We start from the raw sequence: 21,026 nt of genomic DNA, 5'->3' as shown, positions 1-21,026 counted from the left end.
CGACAACAGCCCCCAGAATCCGCGAAATCGAGGCTTAAACCCTCCCCCGCTAGTGGCCTGAATTCGTCGGCCTCGGCTACCCGCCAACAACCGCCACCGGCCCGCACCCTGCCCATCGCGCACGCGGGGACAAGGGCCCTCAGCAGAGGTCTTGACCTGCCCGAACTGATGCCTGGACAAGATCTGCGGCCGCTAGGAACGTTACGCCTGCGCGGCAACGGTCAGCGCCGTATCTCAGACCGCTCATCACGCGAAATCCAGCCAGACTTACACGACAAACAACCCGCAGCGGATACAGAAGGAGCGAGTACAAGCTTCAACCACGCAAATTCGATGAGAAGTTCGAATTTCAATCCGAGGCGCCCCCCACTCACAATTGCCACCTCTCACCGGCACCACAGCCACGGACCTGGCCAGCCTGTGGTTACAGCATCACCTGTATTGAAGCCCGGACTGCCGATCAGTCGTTTCCCCTCGCACTCGGTCAGCGGTGCCCACCATCGCCGGCCCGGCGGCGCGCGAGCCGGCCCCCGGTTCCGTCTTCCGCAGCCGGGACGGCGGCGGAAGTGCACGCTCATGGTCAGCGGACAACTCCCGCGTCCACGAGCAGGAGACAACGTCCGATTGACGCCGACCACCGCATCAGCGCCTGGCTTACCGGCACTCACGGCCGCTTGATGTGATCTGGAAGAGGCACCGCTGCCGCAGCCAGCCGGGTGGCGAGGACACGGCAAACCCGTAGGCGCTCCATCACATTTTGTAGAAAAGAACGCCAAGTGTGGGCAGCATGTCCGAGCTATGCGCTAAAAATCAGTACTGGACCGGAGACTGCGCTTGGGGGGTCCGTATGGTGCTGCTCGCTGTCTGCGTCGTCGTCCGATGCTCACTCGGTGGTCTGTCGTCGTTGCGAGGCCGCTGATGGGTCAACCGGGCGCTGGTGCACCGCTGTTCTTTCCCGAACTGACCGCTGGCTGTGACGTCATGCCACGGGATGTGGAGGGGGAACTGATCCTCTTCCTGGAGCATGTGGCGCAGGTGCGGCGGGGGCCTTTGCACTTGTGCAGTGCTTTCAACGCTGTGTACTTCGGATTCGACCTCGACCTGGGTACCTACGGCACCGGCATCCTCGATCCGGACATGTTCACGCTCCTGCGCCCCGGTGGCAGAGATCCGCTTCCGCCGGTGGGTTCGTTCGTACGGGTAGAGCGTGGGACGCGGTCCTTGTGGGGCGAGGTCTCGGCATCGTTCGGTGCGTCGCCGGAGGTAGAAGAGGATGGATGGGTGCCGGGTGCACTGTCAGGAGCACCGTGCACCGGGGAAATGCAGGACACGTTTTCACGCGCTGTGATCGACTGGGACGTCCTGGGAGCATTGACTGCGGCCGAGCACAAGGAACTCGCCCGGATGCGTCGGTCTCCGGTCGGTGTGGTGGACGGCCGTGGCCATGTGATGGGGCCGCTGCATGCGGGCGGATCAGTGTCGGGGCGCGACCACAGCGGGCTGTATCGGCAGTTTCTGTTGGGGCCTGGCAGGCGGCTGCTGGCGGCAGGCAGCCTCGGGACGTTATTGCAGGGGCCTGAGGGTGTTGTGGCTGCGGAGCGGGCGCTGCAGGTGTGCTTCGAGACGCTGGCGGAGCTGATGCGCCGGGCTCCGGGGCTGGCGGTGTGGGATCTGTACGCGCAGCCGCTCGACCGCCATCAGCAGTTTGCTTCCGGTCCGGTGGCCAAGGAGCTGACGGACCGGGTCGCACGGCCAGCTCCGGGAGGAACGCCGCGCTATACCGCGGTATGGCCGCTGCTGACCGGTTGGGAGCGCGAGGTGGGCGACGAGCACACCCTGGCGCTCACCGCTGCGGGCTCTGCGGTGGTGGATGCCAACCTGGTACTGGCTTCCACCGTCGTTGACGGTCGCGTTCGACGCAACGTGGATTTGCGTATCGATGACAGTTGGCAGCAGGGCGGGATCTGGCGGGCGCAGGGACTTCCCGTCGACGCGGTGCTGGCGGATTGCGATCCTTTGATCCCGGCTGGCCTGGGGCACCTGGAGCATCTGCGGCCCGAACCTGCCGCCGAGCAGAAGGCGCCGGAAGAAGCCTCCGTGGTGCGCGTGGAGCACCTTGACGAGGCGCTGCTGGTGGTATCGGTGGCGCTGTCGGGTACGGACCTGGCGGCCGGGCTGCTGCCGTTGTCCGGTCCGGTCATGGCGCTGCTGGGCGGCGGGCCGCTGACGGTTGAGCTGCACCACAGCGGGCAGCACCTGGTCCGCGACCTGGCTACGCAGGTCACGGACCGGGCACTGGACGGGTTGGCGCCGATGCGGTGGCCGGACTCGTTTTATCCCGGTATCAAGATCACTGTGGCTGCGGCCCGGGCAGGCCGGCAGATCATTGCCACCACATCGCTCCTCCCGGAGCCTGTTCTCGTGGGGGATAGGCCCCTGGCCTGGGACTTCGATCCGGGGCTTCTGGCTGCGGCGTGGGGTCTGCCGGCACTTGCTCCGCCCGGGGACCCCGGGGTCGTGGTGCCCCGGCCTGTGCACGGGGGCTACCGGCCGCCGGTGACGGCGCTGGAGAAGTTGATCGTGGCTGCTCTGCTGCGCGACGGCAGAGTCGGGCCAGCCCGCTCCCGGTCGCTGGACGGCCTGCAGCTGAGTGCGGCCATGTTCGGCCCGGATGTGGTGAGCCCGCCCTTGTTGTGGACAGTGATGCACACCTGTGAGGACATGGCCGCAGCCGGCCTGCTCACCCGCACAACGGTTGCCCACGCAGGCGTTTTGCCGGATGTCTTCACCTGGTGGCCCGATACCGAAGAGGCCCGGCAAGCGCGCCAGATCGCCGAAGGCGCTGATGCGGCGTCGCGGCAGATACGGCACTGGCGGCGCCCGTGGGAGCGGCGACTGCCGGACGGCTACCGGGCCACCCCCGCCGCGCAGGAGCGCTATGCCCGCTGGCGCTTGGAGGTCGACGGCCCCGATGCCGACACCGAACTGCCGCCGGGTCACACCTTTGTACGCGGCCACCGCCGGGGCCAGGGACAGGCTCCCGCGTGGCACCAGCACCTGTACCGCTGAATTTCTGAACCGCCGAAAGGACCCTTGTGGCACGTCGCGCCCCGCGTAACCCACACCGCAGCCTTCCCGAGCCGCAGCGCACGGCATACCGGGAGCTGACCAAAGCCACCGAAGAGCTGTCCGACCCTGTAGGTGACGTGCTGGCTTTGGTCACGGAGGAGCAGCTTTCCTCGATGCTGGAGCGGCTCAGCCGCAAGCAGCGCACTGTGGTACTGCAAGAACTGCGTACCCCTGCGGTCGGACAGCCGTCCACCCATGCGGTGCGGCAGGCACTCGGCGCTCTGCGCAGGAGCGACAGACCACAGAAGACATCGATCATCGGCATGCTCACCCAGCCCACCATCGACGGCATGCAGGAACACCTGTCGGCCTGGCTGGAGAACGGTTCCGAGCAAGAGCTGGCCAGGCTGGAGGATCTGGCCCCGGACCGCACGGTACTTCTGCTCACCGGCCTGGTGCAGTGGATCCTGGCCCCCTCCGGTGTGCCGTTGCTGCACCTAGTCCTGCGGGACCACGCCTTGTCCTCATGGCCTGGGGACGTCACCGAGAATATCGTCCGGGCCTGCCGCGCTGTTGAGGATTGCCTGCGGGACCGCCCTGCCGGCGGCACACCGGCGGACCCGTCAGCCGTACAGGACGACGCAAAAAGCTCCGATGCCGGACCACCTGACCATGCCGGAGCCCCCTCGGATGTGGCCGAGGTGCCGGATCCTCCCGGTACTGCTCTCGATCTGAGCACCGCGGTGGCCTGTGCGATCCAGGTCGAGCGGCTGAACCACGCTTTCGCTGCCGCCTCGCGCGCCGTTGCCGGTGCGGCGGCGATGCTGGCCGCCGGCCGGGTGGTGCCCGCCGAGCAGATTCACCCGCTACAGGAGGTGCGCCTAGTGGCCAGGGAGGTACACGCGGCGTTGGTCACCGCGCTGGGCGGCCCGGCTCATGACCCGGGCCGTGACCTGCCGGACCTGGTGCACGCGCTGGTAGCCCTGGCTGCATCTGCCGACCAGGACGATCAGTTGCGGGAAATCCTGCATCAAGTGGGGGCTGCGAAAGGCCCGGAAGGTCATCCTGCACTCGTGGTGTTGCGCACCGCGGCGGCCACGTTACTGGCAGCCGGTCCATGGACCGACGGGCAACGGCACGACGCAGAGTCCCTGGCAGCAGTCGCGAAGCTGGCTCACGCCGTTGAGGCCGACGACGACGAGGAGGCAGACACGCTCACTGAACATCTGCGACAGAACCTGCCGGCGTCCATCGCGCCCGTGGTGACCCTGGTTCTCCGCGGTAAAGCCCTCATAGCCTCCCGTCCCCGCCAGGACGGTCTCACGAACGATCAAGAACCGCGGCACACAGGCGAGCCTGTCCCTCAGCCCCTGCCCGCTGACGGCCCCCGCCACGCCCAGGAACAGGACGCAGCGCCCGGCGCTGACCGCGGGCCACTGCCAGAGGCCGGCGCGAAACCGTTACCGGCTCCGGGTCCAGCCCCGGACTCGCAGACGGCAGATGACACCGGCACTTCAGCGGAGGGCACCTCCCTGCCCGGGCTTGCGGCTCCGCGGTTCGCCGACGACCCCGCGGATACCGATCAGCACGTTGCCCTTCAGCACCCGCCCATCGCTGCCAAGGCGGAGCAGCCTGACACTGCGGAGGACGCACCAGAGGTTCACCACCGCTCTGTTGCCTCTCCCCTACTTGCCGACCTGACGATGCGCGGCCAGCTGGCCCTGGCCCACCATGCCGCGCATGCGCTGAACAATCACGAGACCGCATCGGCGCTGAGGGCCGTGGCGCTGGCAGAAGCCATACGGTCAGACACCGGCGCGTGCGCCCAGGAAGTGCGCGCAGCGGTCACCGGTCAGCTACAGCACGGTGTTCCGGCCGGGCTGCCCGACCGGCTGATGGTGCTGGCTGCCGCCGTCCGCTCCGGACTGCTGGCCGGAGACCCCGACAGCGGCGAACTCGCCTTGAAGATCGCCGACCGACTGCATCACCTACCCGGAACACGGGCGGTGGCAACGGCGATCGGCAACGCATCGGCCCGCGGGCAGCTGTCCGGCCGGACCACACTCAACGTCCTGGCCGCACGCCCCGACACCTCCGACGAACTCACGGTTATCTGCGACACCGCCCGGGAGGAACTGCGCAACAGCCCCAGTCTCGGGAACAATCTGCGCGCCAAGCAGTTCGCGGACCGGTGGTGGGGATCCGACGGGCGGATCGGCGTCCTGCTCAACGCGGTGGCCGACGACCGGCGCGACTTGGCCGCGAACGCCCGGCATCAGCTGAGGGAACTGAGCGCGCCAGGAGCTCTGCCGGGTTTCTTGGACCGTGACGACAAAGCCGTCCGGGGTTCCTCGCGCAAGCTCCAGAACGCCGCAGGTTCCCGGATCCTGCAGTACGCGGCCAACTCCCTGGACATCGTCCAGCAATGGCTCGTCCTGATAGCCCAGACCCAGCCCCGTGCGACCGACCCCCTGTCGTTCCTGCATCAAGCGGTAGCTCCGCACCACCAGCCCATGGCCGACGAACTCACCGCCCTGGAGGAGAGCGACCCCGGGTCCCTGCTCGCCTCGGCTGCCCGGGTCTGCCGGCAGAGCCTTGAAACGACAGTGCTGCTCCTGGCAGGTGGAACCCTCACCGGCACCGAGCCCGAACCCACCGCCGTCCTGAACACCGACCTGCTGCGCTGCCCCGACCTGGAACTCGATTCCCGTCTTGCCCCGGCACGCACCCCCACGCTGGAGGACATCGCAGCCGCCGACCGCGCCAACTGGGAACAAGCGGTGCGCGCCGGCATCGAACGGGAGAACTACGCCGTCGCGCGCATCGCCCTCGATGCCCTGGAACAGGCCGATGCCACTTCGACGGCCCCGGTCGACGAACTGCGCACCACGCTGAATACCCACCGTGCCCGCAGCGGCAGCGCGCTCAGAATCCTGCACAGTGACCTGGCCCGCGACATCGATACCGCCACCCGAATGGGCCGTGTGCCCGAACCGGGGCGCGCACGGATCACCGCTCGGCTGGAAGCGGTCCACGGAGCGCTGGCCGGTGACGGTCTCGGCGCAGTCCGCCGTGAGTGCCAGGCCATCCGCGGCGATCTCGCGCTGCTGGCCGAAGAGGCTGCCTCCCTGCTTCAGGAGCGGGCCACCCGCGAACTCAACGAGGTCAGCGCCTCCACGCAGCTCGCTGACGATGTACGCCACTTGATCACCGAAGGTGACCTTGCCACGGCCGAGGAATACCTGCTTGCAGCGCGTGAGGGACAAACGCCGCCGCGTGCGCAGCACACTGCTCTGGCCGACTTCAACGCCTTCTTCCCCGCAGTGCCGCAGGCTTTCGCCGACGGCATCACTCTCGCAGTGATCGCAGCCGTCGAAAACGGCAGCAGCCTGGGTCCCCTGGATTTCGGCCCCCTGTCCCCCGGCGACCGCAAGACCGCCGTGGAGGCACTGACCGCATGGCACCAGACAGCGACCCGCTGGTCCCAGGTCCGGTCCAACACCTATGTACTGAAACCGGCACTGCGACTGGCCGGCATCGAGTACCGGCGGGAGGAAGACTCCGGCCTGCCCGTCGCCTCACCGCTCCGGCGCTGGGTCGACCTGCGCGATGTGACCCTGATCGGTGACGTGCGGCTACCGGCTTTCGGTACCCAGGCCGACGGTCGGCTCCGGCTGCTGATGACCTCCGAAGTCACCGACGCCACCAAGCTCCTGGCCTGGGTACAGCAAGATCCCAGCTCCATCCCTGTTGTCATCGCGTTCATCGGCACCCTGTCCCCGGCCCAGCGCAAAGCCCTCGCCACCGCGTGCGCCGAACGTCCCGCCAAGCCCGTCCTTGTACTGGACGCCGCCGCCCTGGTCTACCTCGCAGCCCGTGGAAGCGGCCAGTTCGCGCTGACCGAACGCATCCTGGCGCCCTTCAGCGCCATCAACCCCTACACCCCCGACGCCAACGAAGCCGTGCCGGGGGAAATGTTCTACGGCCGCCGCGAAGAACTGTCCGCCGTGACCGACCAACAGGGCGTGAGCCTCCTGTACGGCGGACGTCGCCTGGGCAAATCAGCCCTGCTGCGTGCGGCTGGCCGCCGCCACGCACTTACCAGCGGTCACATCGCTCTCTACCTCCCGCTGCCCAGCAATCTGGCCTCTGGCACGGAGGAGATCTGGGACATGATCGCCACCGAGGTGACGAGAGCCGGAATCAGCCCGGCACCCGGCAGACGGGCCACCACCGTCTTCAGGCGTGTGCAGGACGACATCACCGCCTGGCTTGCCGAAGACCGCACCCGGCGGCTGCTTCTCCTGCTCGACGAATGCGACACCTTTTTCGACGCCGAAGCCGATGCCGGATTCCCCCAGACCACCCGCCTGCGGGATCTCATGAGCGCCACCGAGCGGCGCTTCAAACCGGTCTTCGCGGGCCTGCATCAAGTCCAGCGCTTCGCCGGTCTGCCCAATCAGCCGCTGGCCGAAGCTCATTTCGGCAGAGCCCTGGTCATCGGACCACTCTCTCCCGGCTCGGCCTACCGCCTTCTGCAGGAACCGGCCGAAGTACTGGGGATCAGCTTCGCCCACGACAGTTTCGTCCACCGGCTCCTGGCCTACTGCAACTACCACCCCAAGCTCTTGCAGATCGCCGGCGAAGCCCTCATCCGGGAAGCGCTGGCCAGCCGCACAGCCGACGGACCCCCGTGGACCATCGACAACGACATCCTCGAACGGGTCATCGGCTCCCCCGATCTGCGGCGCCGCATCCGCGATACAGTCCGCCTCAATCTCAACCTCGACCCCCGTTACAAAGTGATCGCACTCCTCATCGCGCACCACGCTCACACCCACGGCGTGGAACGCAGCATCACCACCCGTAGCCTGCGCCAGCTGTGTACCGAATGGTGGCCCGAAAGCTTCAACCGGCACACCGCCGACGAGTTCCGCGCCCTGCTGGAAGAAATGGTGGGCCTCGGTATCCTGGCCACCGAACGCGACGGCTGGCGCCTGCGCTCCTCCAACGTCCTTCGGCTGCTCGGCAATCCCGACGCCATCGAGGAAGAACTCCACGCCCACGACGCCGGCGACATCCCCACCCAGCTCTCCATCAGCCAGGCCCGGCGCCCACTGCCCGGCGCCCGGATCAGCCCCCTGACCGAACGCCAGATCGCCGGACTGGTCAAACGGGGCAATGCGCTGCGCATTGTGCTCGGCACGGACGCCACCTGCCTCAATGACGTCACCAGCGCCCTGGCCGACCAGCAGAAACGGACCCCCAGCGACCTGGCACCACTGACCGAGCCCTCCACCCTCGCCGCCTACCGGCGGGCGCTGACCTCCGGCAAAGCCCACGGTCCGCACCGGCTGATCATCAGCGACATGCGAGGGTTCAGCCCCGACGCGGTCGACAACGCACTGCGCGACGCCGTCACCCGCCAGCCGGCCTCCGGCGTTACCCGCTGCGTCATCGCTCTCATCGATGCCGGAAACCGCGAGCACCTCCAGGTCATCTCCCGGCACGCGGAAGAAGATGTCCTCGTGCCGCTGCAGCGCGTGACCGCCGACGGAATCCGCAGCTGGGTCACTCCCAGTGAAACCCTGACAGGGTTCAACGATCCCGAGAACCGCCGCCGCCTGCATGCCACCACCGGTGGCTGGCCCATCCTACTCAACCAAGCCTCGGATCTCGCCTCCGCCAAACACACCGCCGCCGATATCTGCCGCAACCTCCACGACAACCTCACCACTCCCGCCGGCGCCCAACGCTTCCTGGAAGCAGCCGCCCTCACCGACCCGGCCCTGCAGTCCGTACTGCAAGATCTGGGCGAACTCGACGAACCCCTCTCCGCCGACGACCTCATCGATCTCCTCAGCGCCGACCACTCCGACCCCGCCAACGACCTCACCACCCTCCGCCGCCTGGCAGCACTCACCGAGACCCCCGGAACCACCGACCTCGCCCTGGAAGCCACCGTCGCCACCACCTGGCGTGTCTTTCATACCCAATGACCCCGGCCGCTGCGGGCCCTTCTCCCGGCTACCGAAAGGCCCGTAGCCAAGCCCTCCCTCGGCGTACCGCTACCGGCCCTGGCCCTATGCTGGCCGGATCCGTGCCCCCGCCGAGGCGAGGCGTCGGTGGCCGAGCGTGTAAGGGGTCTGTCAAACGAGTGGCTCTGTTCCGTAGTCGGTGGTGACGATAGGTGACTGGCGTCGTTGACGTCGCATGCGAGATGTCAACTCTCTTGTGGCCACGGTGTTTTCAGGGCTCTCGGCGCTGGTCGTCGATGATGTGGCGGACGACGGCGACGTGATCCGGGTCTTGGCCCGGACCCGGGATGTTCCCGTGCCGTGCCCGATGTGCGGGACGCCGACGGGGAAGGTGCACGGGTATCACGGTCGGACCGTCGCGGATGTACCGGTGGATGGCCGCGGGGTCGTGATCAACGTCCAGGTGCGGCGTCTGGTCTGCCCAGCCCTGAGCTGTCGGCGGCAGACCTTCCGCGAGCAGGTCCCTGGACTGCTGGAGCGCCTCCAGCGCCGCACCACGCGTCTGAGCAGGCAGGTCTCGGGGGTGGTCAAGGAGTTATGCGGCCGGGCGGCTGCCCGGCTGGCCCGGACGCTGGCCGTGCCCGTCTCCTACGCCACCGCCCTGCGCGTCCTGCGCCGTATCCCCGCCCCGACGGTGCGGATCCCACGGGTGATCGGGGTCGACGACTTCGCCATGCGCCGCCGTCACCGCTACGCCACGATCATCATCGACGCCGAGACCGGGGAACGTGTCGACGTCCTGCCCGACCGCGAGGCCGCCACCCTGGAGGCCTGGCTGCGCGGGAAGAAGGGGATCGAGGTCGTGTGCCGGGACGGCTCGGCCACCTATGCCGAGGCGATCCGCCGGGCACTGCCCGAGGCGGTGCAGGTCAGTGACCGATGGCATCTGTGGCGCAACCTGTGCGACAAGGTTCAGGCCGAGGTCCGCGCCCACGCCCCTTGCTGGGCCGCCGTCAACCCGCCCCGGCCCGGCGGCATCCGTGAGCAGACCACCCGCGAGCGCTGGCAAAAAATCCACACCCTCCTCGACTCCGGTGTCGGCCTGCTCGACTGCTCCCGCCGCCTGAACCTCGCCCTGAACACCGTCAAGCGCTACGCCCGCATCCCGCAACCGCCCGCCGATCGCATCGCCCCCCGCTACCGGCCCACCCTGGTCGACCCCTACCGCGACCACCTGCGCCGACGCCGGTCAGAGGACCCGGCCGTCCCTGTCACCCACCTCCTGGACGAGATCAGGGAACTGGGCTACACCGGCAGTGCCAACCTGCTGGTCCGCTACCTCAACCAAGGCCGTGCCGAAGGCGACCGCCCCGTGACAACCCCCCGCCGCCTCGCCCGGCTCCTGCTCACCCACCCCGAACACCTGCGGACCAAGGACACCACCCTGCTCGGCCTCCTCACTGCGGCCTGCCCGGAGATGACCGCACTCACCCGACTCACCGGCGAGTTCGCCGCACTCCTGACCCCGGCCAAGGCCAACGGCAACAGGCTCACCCAGTGGATCACGACGGCCCGCGCCTGCGACCTGCCCCACCTGCACAGCTTCTGCAACGGCCTCGAAATCGACCGCACCGCGGTGAACGCCGGCCTCACCCTCCCCTACCACAACGGCCGCACCGAAGGCGCCAACACACGAACCAAAAGAATCATGCGGCAGATGCACGGCCGAGCAGGATTCGACCTCCTCCGCCACCGCATCCTGCTTCGATGACAAGGACCCACCGTCACCACCGACTACGGAACAGAGCCACTCGTTTTACAGTCCCTGTGTAGAGGTGGTGGCCGCGTTGTAGGCGGCGGCGAGACAAGGGGCTTGCATGGCCGGAGAGTTACAGGTCCTGCACGAGGACAGCGCTGGGGTGCGGCGGACGCTTCCGATCGAGCAGATGGCGGGGGTGCCGCTGGCCGAGCGGGGCGAGGTGTGGCGGCCTTCGCGGCATCCCACACAGCGCAGCAAGGCCACCTGGTGGTGGGCGGCGACGAACCGGCGGCTGGTGGGCTGCCGGTCGGAGAGCCGGCTCTGGACGGCGCTGGTGCTGGATTTCCATCCGTCAGTTGTGGACTTCGGAGCCTGGTGCGCCGAGCTGGTCTGGCGCGAGCGGGGGCGGGAGCGGCGGCTGGTGCCGGACTTCTTCGTGCAGAGCGCCTCGGGGAAGCTGGTGGTGGTCAACTGTTCGCCGGCGACCGGCCCCAAGGAGCGGTTCGAACGGCAGCAGGAGGTGCTGCGGGAGGCCTGTGGGAGGGCCGGTTGGGTGCTGGCCGCGCCGCTGCTGCCGAGCGCAACCGCGTTGACGAACCTGCGCTGGGTCTCGCGGCGGCGCCACCCGCGGTTCGGCGACGCACAGGTGGAGGCGGCGCTGGTGCAGGCGTTCGCGCAGCCGCGGCCGCTGTTGGACGGCGTGGACGGGTGCGGCGTCCAGCCGAAGCTGGTGATGCCGCGGCTCTACCACATGTTGTGGCACCGGCGGCTGGGGACCGACTGGGAGGCGCCGCTGGGCCCGGACTCACTGCTGGTTAACCAGGACACGTCGGCCGTGGTGAGGTCTGCCTTCGCCGCGGAGGCGACGTGAGCGCGGGAGTGCTGGAGCGGCGCGGGTCGCTGGCGGTGCGCACGGCGCCGCGCGGAGTGCTGGTGCGCAGCGACCAGGTGCGTTGGCGCGGGGCCCGGTACACCGTGGCGGGGCTGGATGGCGTGATGGTCCACCTGGCCGAGAGCGCGAACGCGGAGGCAGCCTCGATCACGGTGCCGCTGCCGGTGCTGGCAGCCTCGCGGGACTTCGCCGTCCTGGACCGCGCCGGGGTGCCGGTGCCGCAGGCTGAGCTGCCGAACTTCGCGCTGCTGGAGGGGATCTCGCAGAAGGCGGCGGAGGACGCGCTGGCGTGGGAGCGCGCGGTGGTCGAGGTCGACACGGGGTTGCCGCCCGACGCTCCCGAGAGGGCGCGGCCGCGGCCGGCGTACGACCCGGCGTCCACGACGCTGGTGCAGCGATACCAGGCGAAGGCGGCCGAACTCAACAGCGTGTTGAAGTGGTCGGTGTCGTGGCAGACGGTGCAGGCGAAGCGGTTGAAATATCGTAGGCACCGCACGGCGCTGGCGCTGGTGGACGGGCGCAGCATCAATGCCGTGCAGTTGTGCGGGCGCACCGATCCGCTGGTGGTGGCGGCGCTGCTGATGTTGGTCGAACGCCAGCAGCGGCGGCTGGATCCGCCCAGCGATGCGCGCAAGCTGTTCAAGGACGTGCGGCGGGTGGTGCGGGCCAAGCACGGAGGGCTGGTGCGGATGCCGGCGGAGCCGACGATGTACAGGCTGCTCCAGCGGCTGGGCATCCGGGCGCGGGACCTGGGCAGGGTGCCGACGGGCAGCGCGGTGCGCGGGGGCCGCCGTTGTCGGTGACGCGGGCATCTGCGCCCGGGGAGCTGGTGCAGATCGACTCGACCGATCTGGACGTGTGGGTGATGGGCGACGACGGCCAGCCGGCGCGGGTGGAGCTGACGGTCGTGGTAGACGTGGCCACGCGTAGCATCCTGGCGGCGGTGCTGCGGCCCAAGCAGCCGGCGAAGCGCGGCAAGAAGCGCCCGGGCGGGGCGGGGAAGTCTGAGCTGCCGCGTCCCAGGGGCCGGGCGACGAAGGCGGTGGACGCGAGTCTCCTGCTGGCGCAGTGCATGGTGCCGGTGCCGATGCGACCGGGCCACGACCCGGCGGTGCTCGCCAGTGCCTCGGACCTGCCGTACGAGGAACTTCTCGCGCTGGACCCGAGGTTCGCGCACGCCGCCGCGCGCCCGGTGATCATCCCGGACCTGATCGTGATCGACCACGGCACTGTGTTCGCCGGGCGCACGTTTTTCGACGCCTGCGCCTACCTGGGGATCTCGGTGCGTCCCGCGCGCAAGCGTACGGGGCGGGACAAGGCGATCGTGGAGCGCACCTTCGGGTCGATCAAGTCGGGGTTCAGCCAGTACGTGAACTCCTACACCGGCAAGGATCCCGTGCGGGTGCGCCGGAGCATCGACGGGCTCGAGCTGTGGACGGTGGCCGAGCTGGACGACAAGCTGCAGCAGTGGATCGCGCTGGAATGGCAGAACCATCCGCATTTGGAGCTGTTCGACCCGCGGGACGCCTACCTGCCCGACCACTCCCCGAACCAGATGTACCGGGCGCTGGTGGAGATCGACGGCTATCTGCCGATCCCGATGGGCGAGACGGACTACGTGCCGTTGCTGCCCACCGCCTGGGTGGGGGTGTCCGCGCAGGGCATCCGGTTCCGCAACCGGACCTACGACAATCCCGAGCGCGATCCCGAGAAGGGCCTGAACCCGTTCCGGGGTGTGCGCTGTCCGCTGCGGCGGCGCGGCAAGGGCGGCTGGGAGATGCGCTACAACCCGAACGACCCCTCGCGGGTGTGGCTGCGCGACCCCAGCGGCGAGAACGCGTGGGTGGAGGCGGTGTGGGTACACCAGGAGCGGATCGGCTCGCCGTGGACCGAGTACCTGTGGGACATCGCCAAGGCCCTGTACCTCGAGCGCGGTGGCTCGTTGAAGGATTTGGAGGCGGAGCGGGCGATCGCTGACGCCTTGGCGGACTTGTTGGAGGAACTGGGGCGCGGACCGGCGCGCACCGGTGCGCAGCCCCGGGTGCCGGACGGGTACGCGCCGCTGCCGCCGGCCGCGCCGCGCAAAAGGTTCGACCCGTATGCAGGAAGGGACCCGTCGTTGTGGGCGCCGAACCCACCAGCGGTGTCTGCGCCTGTGCAGGTACAGGCTGCTGCGCCGGCGGCGGGGGCGGATCCGCTTGCTCTGGAGGCGGCGGGGCTGTCCCCTGCGGCCGGGTCGGTCCGCCTGGACTGGGTGCAGGGACCGTTGGCTCCCGATCCGTTGCTGGGGGCCTCGGAGAACCCGTGGCCAGCGACAGCCCGCAGCGCGCAGCAGGGGCGTCGGGAGGATCTGCAGGGCCGCTATCGGGAGGTGTTCGCCGATCTCGACGACGAGCAGGGCAACGGTGAGCGGGGCGGCGACGGTTGAGGTGCTGCGGCCGGGCCGCGGGATCCGGCGTGGCGTTGTGCAGGAAGGCGCAGTGCGCGTGATGCGGGAGGGAGCGGTCGTATGAGCTTGGATCTGACCAGTGCGGAGGCGCTGGCGTTGCTGGAACCGACGGTGCCGGAGCAGTTGTTCCTGGCTCCGCCGGCGCCGTCGTGGACGACGGACTGCCACGCCTGGAAGGACAACGCGTTGCAGCGTCTGGAGCCGCCGAAGCTGATGGACTGCGCGCCGCAGGGCTTTGATGTCGCCGACACCGATAAGAGGCTGCTCTATCACGGGCGGATGCGCACCGTGCAGACCACCGCGATCTCCGGTGCCTCCCTGGCGGTGGCTCGGCAGGTCCTAGCCAACCGGCAGCGTGAGTGCGGGTATGTCGGGGTGATCGTGGATGGGGCGCGCGGGACGGGCAAGACCACACTGTTGCAGGCGGTGGGGGTGCACTGGGAGCGGCGGCTGCAGGAGCTTTACGAGCCGGACGAGAATCGGATCCCGGTGGTGTGGCTGCCGGTGCCGGCGTTGACGCGGGCGAACACCCGCAACTGGTCCGCCGCGTTCGCGCAGTTCCTGGGGCAGAATCGCGAGGGCGGGAACCTGACCGCCTCGGTGATCGAGGCGATGCGTAGGGCGCGGACCCAACTGGTGCTGATCGACGGGATCGAACGGCTGCGGACCCGGGCGGACGTGGACGCGTCGTTCGAGCAGTTGGAGGAGATCTGTGAGAGTACCGGGGCGACGTTCGTGTACTGCGGGCGCGGGTCAACGAGCATCGTCGACCGCGTCACCCGTGACAATGTGACTCCTTTGGATATGGGCCTGAACGAGGAGCTGCGGGGTGACCACCCGGTGCTGCAGTTAGGCCGGATCGGTTTCAGTGACGCGGACTTGCCGAAGTTCGGGCGGATCCTGGACGGCTTCGACGGACTTGCGCCTGTACCGGCACGAGCCGGGGGACCTGCGGAAGCTGGCGGGCTACCTGCACATGCGCGCCCACGGCTATCTGCGGGCGCTTTCGCAGTTGATCTGTCAGGGGGCGCAGGCTGCGATCTTGGGGAAGCAGGAACGCATCACCGAAGAGTTGCTGGAGCAGATCCCGCTGGGCCGCACCGTGGTGCTGTGACGCCGCGTCACCGCGCAGGCGGCGGCATGCCGCCAGGGCGCTTGCGGGCGGCGATGTCCAGCAGGACATCCAGGGCGTGCTGCTGCGCCGGGGGGAGCATGCCGGGCGGGCGCGACAGCGGTGGAGCCGGGTTCGAGGAAGGGGGCGCGGGTGGCGGCAGCGCGTGGTGGGGCCGGGCGGCAGGCGCGGAGGTGGCGGGCGCCGCAGCGGCTGGGGCGGTGGAAGGTCGAACTGGTGGGCGGGGAGTCCACGGGGTCTTTCGCGCGGCGGCTGGCGGACGCCAACGGGATCCCGTTGGAGGAGTTCTGGCCCATGTTCGGCGTCCCGCTGCGCAGGGGTGGCGTGCCGGGCGACCCGCACTGCGGCGACGGGTATTTGAACGCCGCGGCGCTGGAGCGGTTTGCGTTCATGGCCGGGCGCCCGGTGGGCGTGCTGCAGTTCGTGCTGCCGAACCTGCGGCCGCAGCGGCTGCTGGCGGCAGGCGGCGGCCCGGTGTGGGACTGGCCGTGGGACACCCCAGGCTGCTTTCTGGTGCGAGTGTGCAAGATGTGCACCCATGCGAACGGGGTCGGTTTGGACGCCTACCTAGCCGCGGACGCCCCGTGGCAGGTCTGCGCCCGGCACGGGCGCTGGCTGGACAACCGGGGCGGCGGGGCGGCCGCGATCGGCCTGGCACGGCTGCCGGAGGTCGTCCAGGCCCACCAGCTGCGCGTGCAGTTGGAGCGCCGCCTTGGCGCCGGCGGGCGGGCAGCGTTCGCCGATGCCTACGCGATGATGTCGTGCTGGTGGAATGTCCCCGCCTTCAACTCGCCCCTTTGGCAGGTCCGCAGGCGCCTGCTCGGCGGTGCCGGGCGCGACGAGCTGCGCGTCGCGCCGCTGCTGTTCTACCCCGAGGCGGTGGCTTTGGCCCGGGCGTTGGCCGTGCGCGAGCGGTGGCGCCAGCGGCGCACCCTGTCCCCGCGCATGGATGCAGTCTGGCTTGCGGGCGTCGCCGAACTGCTGGCGGCGCGCGACGTCCCGCGGGACCCGGTACTGGAGTTGGTCGGGATCTGGACCGGGCAGCACCCGTTGATGGAGCCGCCGTGCTCGCGCGCCGCCCGCCTGCAGGCGCAGACCGAACGCCCGGCCCGGGGCTGCCACCGGCGGCTGCCGTCGGCGGCCCCGCACACCGAGCAGTCGCTGGAGGCGACGCTCGGCGAGCGGTCCTGCCTGCCGTGGCGGCTGGGCGACTTGATCACCACTCAGCTGCAACCGGCGCCGCGTGGCTGGTACCTGGGCGGCCGTGCGTAACCGTACGCGTCAGCGCGCTGGGGCCGGTTCACCGCACAACTTCGAAGCCGTAGTAGCCAACCCAGTTGCCCAGGTGCTCGCGGGTCTCGCGGTACAGGTCGGCGGCCCAACTGCGGGCGGTTTCCTCGTCGGGCAGTCCGCCGATGGCGAAGTGGACGGGTCCGGTACTCCCCCAGGCTGCCTCGCCCGCGCGGACTGCTTCCTCGATCGCGGCCTGCAGAACAGTGGCCGCTTCGTGCTGCACGAAGGCCAGCTTGGTGGTGGAGGTGTCGACCCGTGCGCTCCACCCGTCGGCCCGCTGCAGGATGCACGCGAGCGGAGCGTTATCCCGGCGGGCCTTGGCGTAGACGGCTGACAGGGCGTGCGGGCGGCCGGTGATGTCGACAACGGCGTCCCGTTGGCCGGTTTTTGTCGGTGTCTGATTCCGGCGTACTTGTGGGGGGCGGGATTCGCCGGGGGCCTGGTCGAACTCGGCTGCGCGGCGGGCCAGTTCCCGAAGCGCGTTCAGAGCACGGCGTTCGTCGGCGGCCAGGGTCGCGAGGATCCCCAGGTGCTCGTGGAACCAGGCTCCCAGCGGGAAGGAGCCGGCGGGCCGCTCGCACTCCTTTTCCATGTGGTCTGGTGTGCCGCGGGGATGTCCAGGTGGCCTTGCTCTGCCAGGAACCGGGCTGCGTGGGTCAGTCCCAGGCTGAATCGGCTCTCCTTGCCGGCGTCCCTGGCGGACTGCAGCAGGCTCTCGGCGTAGGGCTCCACTCCGATCTGCAGCAGCAGGTCCTGCTGCTCGGGTGTCAGGCGGAAGAACATGGACTTCTGTTTCCTCAACCAGTGGGCGGTGGCAGGGTCCTGCTCAGAGGGGGCGCGCGTGGCCAGGTTCTGTGTCTGTCCCGGGCCGCAGCAGCGGGCCTTGACCAGGGCGTAGTCGCGCTGCCAGGCGAGCAGCCAGGGCGGGTTCCACCACCGGTCGATCCGGTCCAGAGCGCTTTGCACGTCGGCATCCAAGTTCCCGGCGCGGGCGCCGGCGCGGCAGGTGCCCAGCCACTTGCCCAGCGCGTATCCGCCGACGACGGTGGCGGTGGAGACGGCGAGGTGGCCGTGGGTGCGGGCGAACAAGCGGGCATGGTCGAGCAGGGCCTGTGTGGGGGTGGGCAGCGTCCAGTGCATGTCCAGGGGTTCCAGCGCGGTGCGGCGCTCGGCGGGCAGGGTGCCCAGCAGGTGGTGGAGTCGCTGGCTGGCAGTCCACAGGCCCAGGCCGAAGCCGGCCTCGTCGGTGTAGTCGAGGGGGACGTTCAGGTGGCCGAAGGAGCGATGGTAGGCGGTGGCGGAGCGCAGCCCCTCGGTCCAGGTCCCGGCGGCGGGGATGAGTACCTTCAGGCCGAGGACACGGGCGAGTTGGGCGGCGCGTTCGGGGTCGCTGTAGAGCAGGTCGCGGGTGAGGAGGGTGTTGGGGCGGGTCGGCGGGGGCAGGGTGACACGGTCCATGAACGACTCGTCATGTGAGCGCAGGGCCTGCAGGATCGCGATCAGGGCGGCGAAGTCAGAGCTTTCGAGGATGTCGGCGCCGTCGCCGGTCGCAGGCAGGTAGACGGGGATCAGCAAGGTGGTGCGCTTGCCTGCGCCCGGGGTCTGGCGCAGCCCGCGGGAGACTCCTTGGACGGCGTCGATGGTGCTGTAGCGGGGGGCAGCGAAGACGACAGCATCCAGGTCGGGCAGGTCGACGCCCTCGTTGAGCATGCGCGCGTTCGACAGGACCGCGACGTCCTGCCCGGGGTCGCCGAAGGCGGCGAGCAGGGACTGGGTCATGGTGTCGTCCTGCTCGCCGTAGACGGCGTGTGACCACAGATGGTCGCGGCGCAGTGGACCGTGGACCTTGGCGGCGGTCTGCGGCAGGGTGCGGGCGAACCCGGTCGCGGCTTCGACGCGGTTGTGAAAGGCCAAGACCCGGCGCAGTTTGTGTTCGTGGATGGCGCGCACGACGGCGACCTGCACGGCGGCGTTGCGCAGGCCGTCGTGGTGCGCGGTGCCGACGGGATGGGGGTCGTTGAGGATGCTGAGCAGGTCCTGGTCCTGGTCGTCGACGACAACGACCAGGACCTGGTAGTCGGCGACGATGCCGCGTTCGATGGCGTCGGCCAGGCCCAGGCGGTAGACGATGGAGCCGAAAACCTCTTCATGCTCCATCGTGGCCAGGGGGGTGCGGTCCTTGGTGTCGAGCAGGCTGGCGTCGGCGCGGGCGGCCCAGATCCTCGGCGTGGCGGTCATGTACAGGCGGGTGGCGGCGGGAATCAGGGTGTCGTCGTGGACGGTGCCCCAGCCGTCGCCGAACGCGGCGCAGGTGCGGTGGGCCTCGTCGGCGATCAGCAGATCCCAGGTGCCCAGGCCGCTGGAGTGGGCGGCCGTCAGGCGGTGCAGGGAGGCGTAGGTCGCCACCACCGCCGCCGGCCCGGGCGCGCCGGTCACCTGGGCCGCGATGGCGGCCGGGTCGCTGGTCATGGTGAGTTCCCGGGACGGCAGGCCGCTGTCGTCCTGGGATAGGGAGCACACGCCGATCAGCAGGCCGCGGTACCCGGCTTCGCGCCACTTGCGAGCGGTCTGCACCACCAGCGCTTTGGTCGGCACCAGCACCAGCGTCGCTCCCTGGGGGGCGAGTTCGGTGGAGACGCGCAGGGCGATGAGGGTCTTGCCGCTGCCGCTGGCGGCCACGACGGTCATCCGCCGACGGCCCTGTCGGGCTGCTGCCCGGATCGCGGCCAGGGCTTCTTGCTGGTGGGGACGTAATTGCATCTCGCTCCTTCACACAGGCGACCGTGCCGTGCGGGGTTTGGGACGCCGGTGGGAACGGTCGGGTCGGACCGGCGTAGAGGCGGCACCAGCCCGTTGAACAGCCCCGCCACCCCGCTCCCAAGTCCATCACGGGGGAGATGACAATCGCGCCTTCAGCCAGCGCTACCTACCCCACAAAAGCCGCATTACAGCCTCTGTGGGCATACATGACATTAGAACTAAAAGGGGTACCCATACTGCCCCCCATTGACGCATTTCCAAGAACGTTATCCATCCAGTTACAGCATTCTCCTTCTAACTCAAGCACAGCAGGTCAACTGGCCTACATCGCACAGCAGGCAAGCCAACATGTGCATACCACTCCAGATCAGCGGTAGGACCAAAATCTTCTACACAAACTCTAAGCACTGCACGTCACAGCCATCTGAATGTCGTAACTAGAGAGAGAATCGACACCCCGGAACGCGCCGAAGCGCTCAACGAACTCGGCATGAGGTGGACCTGAACCCCACGGACAGGCCGCCACCCACACACAGCAGCCCACCCGCATGCACCAGACTGACATCCGGATCAACTCCCGAACCAGCGCCAGCCAGGCCAGGCCCGGCCCCCGGCAAGGCCAGGGCCCGAGGCGGCTCCGCGCCCTCAAGGAGCGATGCGGGCCAGGAGAGGCGACGTGTCCTCGATGGCCGGGAGGACGTCGGGCTGGCTGATGCCCGCGGCGTCGTCGAGTTCGCAGCCCTGACACTGGCCGATGGGTAACCAGCAGGCCCCTCGCGCCGGCTCGACCCCCAAGTGGGCCGCCGCGCTGAACCAGGTCCGCGGCGACTGACCGCAAGAACCCAAGGGATCACCGCCGCCGGCGCTTGACTTCAACCAGAGGTGAAGTTCTACGCTCCTGACCGACTGACGGGAAAAATGTCCACACGGCTCAGGAGCAGGTAATGATCGTCACCATCGCCAGGGTCACCGACCCCGACCGGTTCCTGGAGGTCTTCGAGACCACCGGCGCGCAGAAGCGGCGGGAACACGGCTGCCGGGGCGCCCGGGCCTATTTCGATCCCGACGACGCGCACCGGGTGTGGTCCGTCTTCGACTGGGACGCCAAGGACTACGACACGTTCCTCGCGGACCCCGAGATCCCGGCCATCGCACGAGAACTCGGGATCCAGACGCCGCCCGTGCACGCCATCGCCGCGACCGAACTCGACGCCTGACCACCCCCCAGGAAAATGGGTTTCCACATGGCTGCCACACACTCACGGGCCCACAGATTCAGCTCGGCGATCGGTGACGACGCCGTCCCCTTCGGAGACCGGATCCTCATTGCGCCCGCCCTCGGCAAAGAGGCGGGCAGGTCGATGAGCGCCTATACGTCGTTCCTTTACGCGGGGGCGCGTGCCGACCTGCCGGCCTCCTACGCGGAGGTCTGGGTGGTGCTCAGCGGAGCGCTACGAGTGGGCGCCGAGAGCGACGCCGTGACGGTGCGCGCAGGCGATTTCGTGCACGTTCCGGAGCAGGCGCCCGGGGTCGTCGAGGCTCTCGAGGACACCACAATGGTGTGCGTGTCGGTGCCCGCTCATTGACGAGAACGGCGGTCACTTGAGTGTGCGAGGCGCTGATCACGCGTGATTCAGACGGGAACCCGCTGCGGGAACGGCGCAGGTCGGTGGGGCGCTCCAGCGGAAGCGTGC

The 21,026-nt window shown here is 69.2% G+C and carries 12 protein-coding genes and 1 pseudogene; 11 read left to right on the top strand and 2 right to left on the bottom strand.

All coding sequences use genetic code 11. From position 1 onward, the window contains the following. Window positions 1-993: 993 nt before the first annotated feature. The 9 genes and pseudogenes from ADY01_RS38860 (at window position 994) to ADY01_RS40275 (ending at window position 16,551) form a co-directional block, all read left to right on the top strand. On the top strand, window positions 994-3,069 hold the full coding sequence (locus ADY01_RS38860) for a hypothetical protein (protein ID WP_049566349.1): 2,076 nt from the start codon (window positions 994-996) through the stop codon (window positions 3,067-3,069). A gap of 26 nt (window positions 3,070-3,095) precedes the next feature. After that, window positions 3,096-9,068 (top strand): hypothetical protein, encoded by a 5,973-nt coding sequence (locus ADY01_RS05325; protein ID WP_159000946.1) that lies wholly within the window; start codon window positions 3,096-3,098, stop codon window positions 9,066-9,068. 214 nt (window positions 9,069-9,282) lie between these two features. Further along, the gene (locus ADY01_RS05320) at window positions 9,283-10,818 is read left to right on the top strand and encodes an ISL3 family transposase (RefSeq protein WP_420715588.1); all 1,536 of its coding nucleotides are present in this window, start codon (window positions 9,283-9,285) and stop codon (window positions 10,816-10,818) included. 106 nt (window positions 10,819-10,924) lie between these two features. Continuing rightward, window positions 10,925-11,677 (top strand): TnsA-like heteromeric transposase endonuclease subunit, encoded by a 753-nt coding sequence (locus tag ADY01_RS05315; protein ID WP_078900023.1) that lies wholly within the window; start codon window positions 10,925-10,927, stop codon window positions 11,675-11,677. Continuing rightward, entirely contained in the window at window positions 11,674-12,501 is an 828-nt protein-coding gene (locus ADY01_RS05310) for a hypothetical protein (RefSeq protein ID WP_049566332.1), read from the top strand. The genes ADY01_RS05315 and ADY01_RS05310 overlap by 4 nt, the downstream gene beginning before the upstream one ends. 26 nt (window positions 12,502-12,527) lie before the next feature. Beyond that, window positions 12,528-14,126 carry a DDE-type integrase/transposase/recombinase gene (locus tag ADY01_RS05305; RefSeq protein ID WP_049566329.1) on the top strand — a complete coding sequence of 533 codons (1,599 nt, stop codon included), beginning with the start codon at window positions 12,528-12,530 and terminating at the stop codon, window positions 14,124-14,126. An 81-nt stretch (window positions 14,127-14,207) separates the two neighbouring features. After that, window positions 14,208-14,837: pseudogene (locus ADY01_RS41735) on the top strand (hypothetical protein); the annotation flags it as partial. Between the two features lie 229 nt (window positions 14,838-15,066). After that, entirely contained in the window at window positions 15,067-15,261 is a 195-nt protein-coding gene (locus tag ADY01_RS40280; protein WP_049566323.1) for a hypothetical protein, read from the top strand. Between the two features lie 150 nt (window positions 15,262-15,411). Then, window positions 15,412-16,551: a hypothetical protein gene (locus ADY01_RS40275; RefSeq protein WP_049566320.1), complete on the top strand. Its 1,140-nt coding sequence runs from the start codon at window positions 15,412-15,414 to the stop codon at window positions 16,549-16,551. 28 nt (window positions 16,552-16,579) lie between these two features. Here ADY01_RS40275 and ADY01_RS05285 read toward each other — a convergent pair whose 3' ends face one another. After that, a complete protein-coding gene (locus tag ADY01_RS05285; RefSeq protein WP_049566317.1) occupies window positions 16,580-17,164 on the bottom strand; it encodes a hypothetical protein in 585 nt (194 codons plus the stop codon). Next, window positions 17,056-19,332 (bottom strand): DEAD/DEAH box helicase, encoded by a 2,277-nt coding sequence (locus ADY01_RS05280; protein ID WP_078900022.1) that lies wholly within the window; start codon window positions 19,330-19,332, stop codon window positions 17,056-17,058. The genes ADY01_RS05285 and ADY01_RS05280 overlap by 109 nt, the downstream gene beginning before the upstream one ends. Window positions 19,333-20,276: 944 nt before the next feature. Here ADY01_RS05280 and ADY01_RS05275 point away from each other — a divergent pair. Together ADY01_RS05275 and ADY01_RS05270 are read left to right on the top strand one after the other, a co-directional pair. Next, window positions 20,277-20,549 (top strand): hypothetical protein, encoded by a 273-nt coding sequence (locus ADY01_RS05275; protein WP_049566309.1) that lies wholly within the window; start codon window positions 20,277-20,279, stop codon window positions 20,547-20,549. Window positions 20,550-20,576: 27 nt separating this feature from the next. Then, entirely contained in the window at window positions 20,577-20,918 is a 342-nt protein-coding gene (locus ADY01_RS05270) for a cupin domain-containing protein (RefSeq protein WP_049566362.1), read from the top strand. Window positions 20,919-21,026 lie beyond the last annotated feature (108 nt).

Origin of the sequence: Streptomyces sp. SBT349 (genome assembly GCF_001083795.1) — a bacterium.
Taxonomy (GTDB): domain Bacteria; phylum Actinomycetota; class Actinomycetes; order Streptomycetales; family Streptomycetaceae; genus Streptomyces.
The sequence above is the reverse complement of the archived record's forward strand: the minus strand, read 5'-3'. Positions and strand labels throughout refer to the sequence as shown.

What these genes read in the sequence shown, in the direction of transcription:
- ADY01_RS05320 (WP_420715588.1), top strand. Translation starts at nt 9,283, where the DNA reads ATGCGAGATGTCAACTCTCTTGTGGCCACGGTGTTTTCAGGGCTCTCG.
- ADY01_RS05315 (WP_078900023.1), top strand. Translation starts at nt 10,925, where the DNA reads ATGGCCGGAGAGTTACAGGTCCTGCACGAGGACAGCGCTGGGGTGCGG.
- ADY01_RS05275 (WP_049566309.1), top strand. Translation starts at nt 20,277, where the DNA reads ATGATCGTCACCATCGCCAGGGTCACCGACCCCGACCGGTTCCTGGAG.
- ADY01_RS05270 (WP_049566362.1), top strand. Translation starts at nt 20,577, where the DNA reads ATGGCTGCCACACACTCACGGGCCCACAGATTCAGCTCGGCGATCGGT.
- ADY01_RS05280 (WP_078900022.1), bottom strand. Translation starts at nt 19,332, where the DNA reads ATGCAATTACGTCCCCACCAGCAAGAAGCCCTGGCCGCGATCCGGGCA.
- ADY01_RS05285 (WP_049566317.1), bottom strand. Translation starts at nt 17,164, where the DNA reads ATGGAAAAGGAGTGCGAGCGGCCCGCCGGCTCCTTCCCGCTGGGAGCC.